7 protein-coding genes are annotated in these 6,666 nt (G+C 44.1%); 6 read left to right on the top strand and 1 reads right to left on the bottom strand.

Annotated features, from left to right (window positions below; translation table 11 throughout):
• Nucleotides 1–250: 250 nt before the first annotated feature.
• The gene (locus ACESZH_RS02620) at nt 251–1,309 is read right to left on the bottom strand and encodes an AraC family transcriptional regulator (RefSeq protein ID WP_373216747.1); all 1,059 of its coding nucleotides are present in this window, start codon (nt 1,307–1,309) and stop codon (nt 251–253) included.
• Between the two features lie 181 nt (nt 1,310–1,490).
• Here ACESZH_RS02620 and ACESZH_RS02615 point away from each other — a divergent pair, with 181 nt between their 5' ends.
• The 6 genes from ACESZH_RS02615 to ACESZH_RS02590 are packed head-to-tail and all read left to right on the top strand — an operon-like array spanning nt 1,491 to nt 6,650.
• Nucleotides 1,491–3,179 carry a subtype B tannase gene (locus tag ACESZH_RS02615; RefSeq protein ID WP_373216746.1) on the top strand — a complete coding sequence of 563 codons (1,689 nt, stop codon included), beginning with the start codon at nt 1,491–1,493 and terminating at the stop codon, nt 3,177–3,179.
• A gap of 54 nt (nt 3,180–3,233) precedes the next feature.
• Complete coding sequence (locus ACESZH_RS02610) at nt 3,234–3,512, top strand: hypothetical protein (RefSeq protein ID WP_373216745.1); 279 nt, start codon at nt 3,234–3,236, stop codon at nt 3,510–3,512.
• Complete coding sequence (locus tag ACESZH_RS02605) at nt 3,482–4,741, top strand: amidohydrolase family protein (protein ID WP_373216744.1); 1,260 nt, start codon at nt 3,482–3,484, stop codon at nt 4,739–4,741. The genes ACESZH_RS02610 and ACESZH_RS02605 overlap by 31 nt, the downstream gene beginning before the upstream one ends.
• A complete protein-coding gene (locus tag ACESZH_RS02600; RefSeq protein WP_373216742.1) occupies nt 4,738–5,079 on the top strand; it encodes a hypothetical protein in 342 nt (113 codons plus the stop codon). Before ACESZH_RS02605 ends, ACESZH_RS02600 begins: the two co-directional genes overlap by 4 nt.
• Nucleotides 5,076–5,423 carry a sensor histidine kinase gene (locus ACESZH_RS02595; RefSeq protein ID WP_373216740.1) on the top strand — a complete coding sequence of 116 codons (348 nt, stop codon included), beginning with the start codon at nt 5,076–5,078 and terminating at the stop codon, nt 5,421–5,423. Before ACESZH_RS02600 ends, ACESZH_RS02595 begins: the two co-directional genes overlap by 4 nt.
• Nucleotides 5,424–5,438: 15 nt before the next feature.
• Nucleotides 5,439–6,650, top strand: coding sequence for a response regulator (locus ACESZH_RS02590; RefSeq protein WP_373216739.1), 1,212 nt, complete (start codon nt 5,439–5,441; stop codon nt 6,648–6,650).
• The last annotated feature ends 16 nt before the right edge of the window (nt 6,651–6,666 follow it).

Here is a 6,666-nt window from a genome sequence, read left to right as displayed (position 1 = left end):
GGATAATGACAGTATACAGAGCAACCTGACGACAGGCAACAAAATCTAAAAAATGCTATTTTAAAGGAGCATCAACAGTTTGCGAAGCAAATTGCAGCGATTAAGGATATTTCTTCTACGGGGTATACTGTGCATTGTATTGTAAGGGATAATCAAGCGTTGGGTCATGTGAGTTTCCCTGCGTGGACATCAAATGAAGCAATCCCAGCCACAGGTCATCAACATACCGAATTAAGAAATGTAAAAGAAACTATGGGCGGTAATCCGTGCTGTGTGCAGAACCGGCAGCGTTTTTCCTAAATTCTGCAGGAGTAACACCATAATAATTTTTAAAGCTGTTGTAAAAGTTGGTTTTTCCGGAATACCCTACCTGCTCAGTGATCTGGTCGATGGTGAGCTCAGAAGAGTTGAGGAGCTCCGCTGCTTTCTTCAGACGGAGGATTTTTAGAATATTTGTAAAATTTTGTCCAGTGTGTTTCTGGATAAAACGGCTGGTATATGATGGACTGTAGTGGAAAAGCCGGGCAATATCGGAAAAAGTAACAGAATCCAGGTGCTCCTGAATGTAATCAACCATCTGATCAATCTGTTCATCCTGTTTCGTATGGCTTTGGAAAGCGCCGGACTGCAGCATGTGTTTCTGCAGCAAAAGAAGAAAAATTCTTTCAAGAGCAGCTTCGGCATTCAAATCGCCAATAAGAGTAAAGCTCTTATTTTTTCTGAAATATTGGAAAATATCCGTGACAAGATTTTCGATTTCCGGATCAAAGTTCGTATGGATGTGCATAAACGTATGATTGGCATTATCCTTTTGCGAAGAGTATAAAAATTCTTCGATAAAGTTGTGATACTGTAAAACACGCGGAAAGACCTGGGCGATATACTGCGGAACAACCACGAGATTGATCATGTAGGAATCCGGATCAAAGATCTCGCTGCAGTGACCAACGAATGGCGCAATGAAGCAAAAATCGGATTCGCGCAGAAAGATAGTTTTATTGTCCACAATAACCGTTCCGGTTCCTTTCATCTGGTATTTGATCTCAAAAAAATTGTGGATATGGGTTTCCTGTTGAGAAAAGCGTGGGTGAGAGAAGGCATCCAGGCGTTGGTTCGCCCGCATAAAATCTTCCATGCAAAGGGATGTGAATTTTGTCAGGTAAGATTCAATGAAAGAAAGATAGCTTTTCTCGTCAGGAAAATAAGAGCGCAGAAGTGCTTCTTTTTCCCGATAATTGTCCAGGGTAATGTGATTTTCATAAATACATTTTAAAATGTGCTCTTCATTATTCAGAGCTGCAGTTTTCATGGCACGCACCGGCTTTCGGCAATATTGTTCTTTCTTGAATAGTTTATCACAGAAGATTAAACAGTTCAACAAATAGTACATTTTGGAAATGAACCCGCATTGTAAAACAGAGCCAGCATACTTAAAATAAAATAATAGAAAGAAAATATGCAGGCTTTGTCAGCAGAAGGGAGAAGAAAGCATGAAGAAAAAAATATTGATGCAGATTTTAGCGGGAGTTATGGTGCTGGGTACTACGGCAGGAAGTACTGTGGCTCCACGGGCGGAAGAAGCGGAGGAGATTCTGCCGCCGTCAGGAAATCTGGATGTCAGTGATGCGATTGTAAGAGACTTGACAGTAAAGGTGGACGGACAGGAGGTAAAGGTTACGGAATACGAGGACTTTTATATTTCGAATCCGTCTATTGATGACCAAAGAATCAGTATTTATGTTCCAGAGGGGGCAACAGCGGATTCACCTATTATTCTCAGCGTAAATAATTCGGGTTGGCAGGCAAACAGCTTTTCAAGCAGGGTAAAGATTGCAAATGATGATCCAAATGAGCCGGCAGAATATGTTAGTGACAGCAACACAGATAAGATAGGAGCAATTCTTTCCAGAAACTATGTTCTTGTAAGCTATGGATGCCGGTCCAGAAACAACGAAGCTGTAGACGGCGTGTATGATGGACATTCCCCGGCTACGATTACAGATACGAAGGCGGTGATCCGGTATCTGCGCCAAAATATGGAGGCACTTTCAGCAGGAGATACAGACCGGATCGTGATTACAGGAACCTCTGGAGGAGGTGCATTGTCCACTGTTATTGCAGCAAGCGGAAACAGTACGGACTATTTCGAATCATTGTATGAAGTCGGTGCTGCCGGAATTGAACAGCAGGAGGACGGAACTTATACATCTACAATCAACGATGATGTTTTCGGCGTGATTGCCTATTGCCCGATTACGGATCTGCCAAATGCGGATGCCGCGTACGAATGGCTGTATAAGGATGTCCGCAAGGAGTTGGAGGGCGTTGACTTTAACACAGATCCACAGAAGGATCCGCGTATTTTGTATAATACGGAGGACGGGCATGTAAATGAAGAGGTCTCGGAGCTTCTTGCTGGAAAATACAGCGAATATGTAGACAGTCTGGGACTGATGTTGGATGACGGCACGCCCCTTACCAGTGAGAATCTGAAAGAGGCAATTGAGGGGCTGATGGAAACAGAGATCGAAGAGTCCATGGAAGAGTTCGGTGTTGAACAGATGCAGAATGATATTTTGACGAATCCTGTAAATGGAAACGAGACAGTTGGTGATTCTGATTGGGTTGAATTTCATGAAGACGGAACTTTTACCTATGATATAGACAAACATCTGAATTATGTGGCTTCGAATACACCGCTGAAGGTAGTGTGTGCATTCAGCAATAAGGGGCTGGAATGGGCCAATACCAGTGAGGATTCACTATTTGGAACAAGGGAAATGGAATATTGTGCTTTTGAGGAATATTCCTGGGATCATGACAGCGTGGAAGGCAATGGCTGTGGTCAGGATGATACGGGCCTTACCTGGGCAGAGTATATGGAAACTGAGGAAGGCAGGAAGCTTGCCCTACAGATGCGCATGACGAATGCAGTTGCTTATCTGAATGATAAAGACGGCAGTGAGGCTTCAGGGGTGAAAGCACCGAACTGGTATGTTCGCCATGGCATGAATGACCGTGATACCTCCTTTGCATTGGAAACAATCCTCCGCTACAGTATCACGAACAATGAGGACATCCAAAACTCAAACTTTGAATTTGCATGGCTGCAGCCTCATAAGGGAGACTATGACGTTCAAGAGGCATACGCATGGCTGGACGAAGTTCTGGCAGAATAAGAGGATAACAAGAGTACCGGCAAAATCTGCCGGTACTTTTTAGGTATGACGGGCATGGCGCTAATCTTACTGGTGAAAGTTCAGCCACGGGTATTTGCTGCCGAGTGTAGTGAACCACAAGTCGGCATCAGTAATGGTACGGATGAAGGAAGCGGCGCAGCAAAAATGTGCTTCACGAAGAAAAATGATTTTGCGGCACCTCTTTTTTGGGTTTTGGGGGCAATAATTTTGGGAATTTTAATTTTCGCGTTGTCCCACAGCGGCTTAGAATGTAAAATAAAGAAAAAAGAGGAGAGCCTTCTATGGAAGAAAGAGAGCTTTTTGAAGAGATAAAAAAACTTCCGGTCATTGATACCCATGAGCATTTTGAGACTTATACAGAGACCTTCGGTTATACTATGCCGCAGTTTCTTTATAATTGCAGTTGTGCCAGTGTTTTTTCGGGGGATTTGGATAAAGAAGATCTAAGGATGATAGAAAGCCGGAATGTATCAGAAAAAGAGCAGTTTCAGGCGCTTCTTCGTATCCGCAGCAGGATTCGCTTTACAAGCAGCCAGAAGAGCATGGACCGTATTTCGCAAAAGCTGGGCTATGAGTTGCGGGAAGAAAATTACGAACTGCTTTCCCGCGGGTTTCAGGAGAGAAGCGAGAGCCGCATCCGTGGCTTTGCTCCAAACATCCGGGGATATATCTGTAATTCCATAGGGCATCCGCTATACGGAGGAATGCGCGGGCTGAAAGCCTTTTTGGAAGGGCAGATACGGGCAGATGAGAAAATGCACCGGGTTTTAAATGTTACGCCTTTTCATTGTATTGATGGGAAGAAGCAATTAGAGGATCTGGAATACACCGCCGGACATGAAATTGGAAATCTTAATGAGTGGGAAGCTGCCTGCGAAAAGATCATAGACGGTTTTGTGAAGCAGGGAATTGCAGGGTTCAAAGAGCTTTATTTTTATTTTCGTCCCATGCAACTGGAAAGGCCTGATAAAGAGAAGGCACAGAAGGAATTTGATGCGCTGTTAAAGGGAGAAAAGGCCGGAACAGGACTGATGGATTATCTGATGTACCGGATCTATGAGCTGATCTCAAAGACCGGGCTGCCGGTGGCGGTCCATACAGGGGGCCTAATGGATACGGCAGTGACGGCAAAGGATTTTTATCAGTATATCAAAATCATGAATGGGTTTCCAGAGTTGAAATTTGATCTGCTGCACTTGAACTATCCGAACCTTCCGGATTACCTCGTTGCATTGAAAAGCTGTCCAAATGCATATGCAAATGCGGCATGGATTACCACATCCAACGAAGAATACTGTCTGCAGTTTATCCGGTTGCTGATAGACCATATTTCCGTGGAGCGATGCAGCTTTTTCGGCGGAGACCGCACCTGCGCAGGGGAGGCTGTAGAAGTGGCATTGGAACAGACCTGGCAGGTTTTGGCGGAGGGGCTGGAGGAACTGATAAAAAGGGGGCGGATGGGAAGCGCGGACGCGCTGGAAATCGCAAAACTCTGGCTGTATGAAAATCCCAAAAAACTATATGAGATAGACGTAAGATGAAGAAAAAGAAAATATCATTAAATTATATCATATTTATAGCGATTACCATGGTGGCCGTGGCAACGATTCTGTCCTTTTGGTTTTTGTGTAACAGGAAATTCTCAGGCCTGATCATAGAACGTGCGGTGGACGACTATGCAGAGACTATTGTGGCGATGCAAAAAAATGTGGACACACTGGTTTCTTACACAGAGGACTTTGCAAAATATATGTCCCTGGATGAACGGGTACAAAGCCTTTTAGAGGAATACAATGCTATCTGGCCCTTCAGAAAATGCGGTATATCGAATATGTGCAGTACACGGTGGTACATGATGAGAGGACATCTGATTTTGTGATTCCCAAGCTGACCATTCAGCCGTTGGTAGAAAACGTATTAAATCACGGACTGAATCCCAATGGGATGAAATGTACCATTGTGATTAAGACAAAATATGATGAGGCAAACAATACCTGCATCATTTCAGTCAGTGATAACGGTCAGGGTATTTCACCGGAGCGCCTGTCGCAGATTCGGGAAAGCCTGCAAAATGAGCGGAGCATTACAAAATCGTTTGGACTTTTAAACATCTACCAGAGAATGAAATTGTTATATGGAGATAAATTTACCATGCAGGTAGACAGCATGGAAGGGAAATTTACGAAATTTACGCTTTGCATCCGAAAGGAGGAAAAAGCGTAGCGGAGGAAGAGAGTCATGTATAAGATTTTAATTGTGGATGACGAGTTTTTTTACAGGGAAGCGTTGAAAAATACCATTCCCTGGGAGGATTACGGATGCTGCATCTGCGGAGAGGCAAATAACGGCGTAACCGGGGTGGAACGGGCAAAAGAATTGCGGCCGGATATCATTCTTGCAGATGTGAGCATGCCATTTATGGACGGGCTGCAGATGATCGAGGAAATCAATAAGGAGCTGCCGGAAACCCTCTGCGCAATTGTGACTGGATACAGCGAATTTGAGTATGCCAAACGGGGAATTGAACTGGGTGTGAAATATTTTGTGGTAAAACCGGTTAATGACCAGGAACTGGTGAAATGTGTCATGGAAATGGCAAAGGAGCTGGACGCCAAGAATGAAAAGCAAAAGGAATACACCAGCCTGCGTTTCTGGGCGGACAAAAATGCAGGAAATAATCAGCGGGAATTTCTGGAAATGCTGTTGGATGGAGATGAGGAAATCAATACAGAGCGCTTCTTCTATGAGTGTGAGAATCTGCAGTTACCCATTCAGAATGGAGGCTATGTGGTATGCTGCCTTTTGGTGGATACACGTTCTCCGGTCAGTCTGTCGGCACAGGAATGGGAAGAAAAAATACAGAGCATGTTAAAAGAAGAGCTGAAGCAGCAAAACTATGTACTGCAATGCAGCAGAAAAGGAGTAAGAATCCTTTTTTACGACATGCCGCCACAGGAGTGGGATGAACTGCGGCTGCGGGCTTTGATGCAGAAGCTACAGATTAAATGTATGCAGGAACTGGTGTGCACCGTGGTAGCCGGGGTAGGAAGCTATTGCCTGGATTATACCGAGATTACAGAATCCTGTAAAGAAGCGGAAAATTCTATGAGAGATATTACCACCTCCGATCTGATTACCAGAATGCTTTCCTATATTCATGAAAACTATTCGGATGCAGATTTGCCCCTGCATAAAATTGCAGAAGCACTGTACTCCAACTATTCGTATCTAAGCGCTCAATTTACAAAGGAAATCGGAATGTCTGCCAGCCAGTATATTTCCCGGTTCCGTATGACAAAGGCAGCAGATGCGCTGCGAAGCGGTGTGGACAATATGGTGCAGATTGCCTGCGACGTAGGCTATACGGATGTGAAATACTTTTATCGCTGTTTTAAAAAGGAATTTGGAATTACACCGTATCAGTATATTGATGAAATCCGAGAAAAATGATTTTGCGGGAAAGAAA

The sequence above is a fragment of the Ruminococcus sp. 5_1_39BFAA genome, from assembly GCF_964240875.1.
Lineage (GTDB): Bacteria > Bacillota > Clostridia > Lachnospirales > Lachnospiraceae > Blautia_A.
The sequence above is the reverse complement of the archived record's forward strand: the minus strand, read 5'-3'. Positions and strand labels throughout refer to the sequence as shown.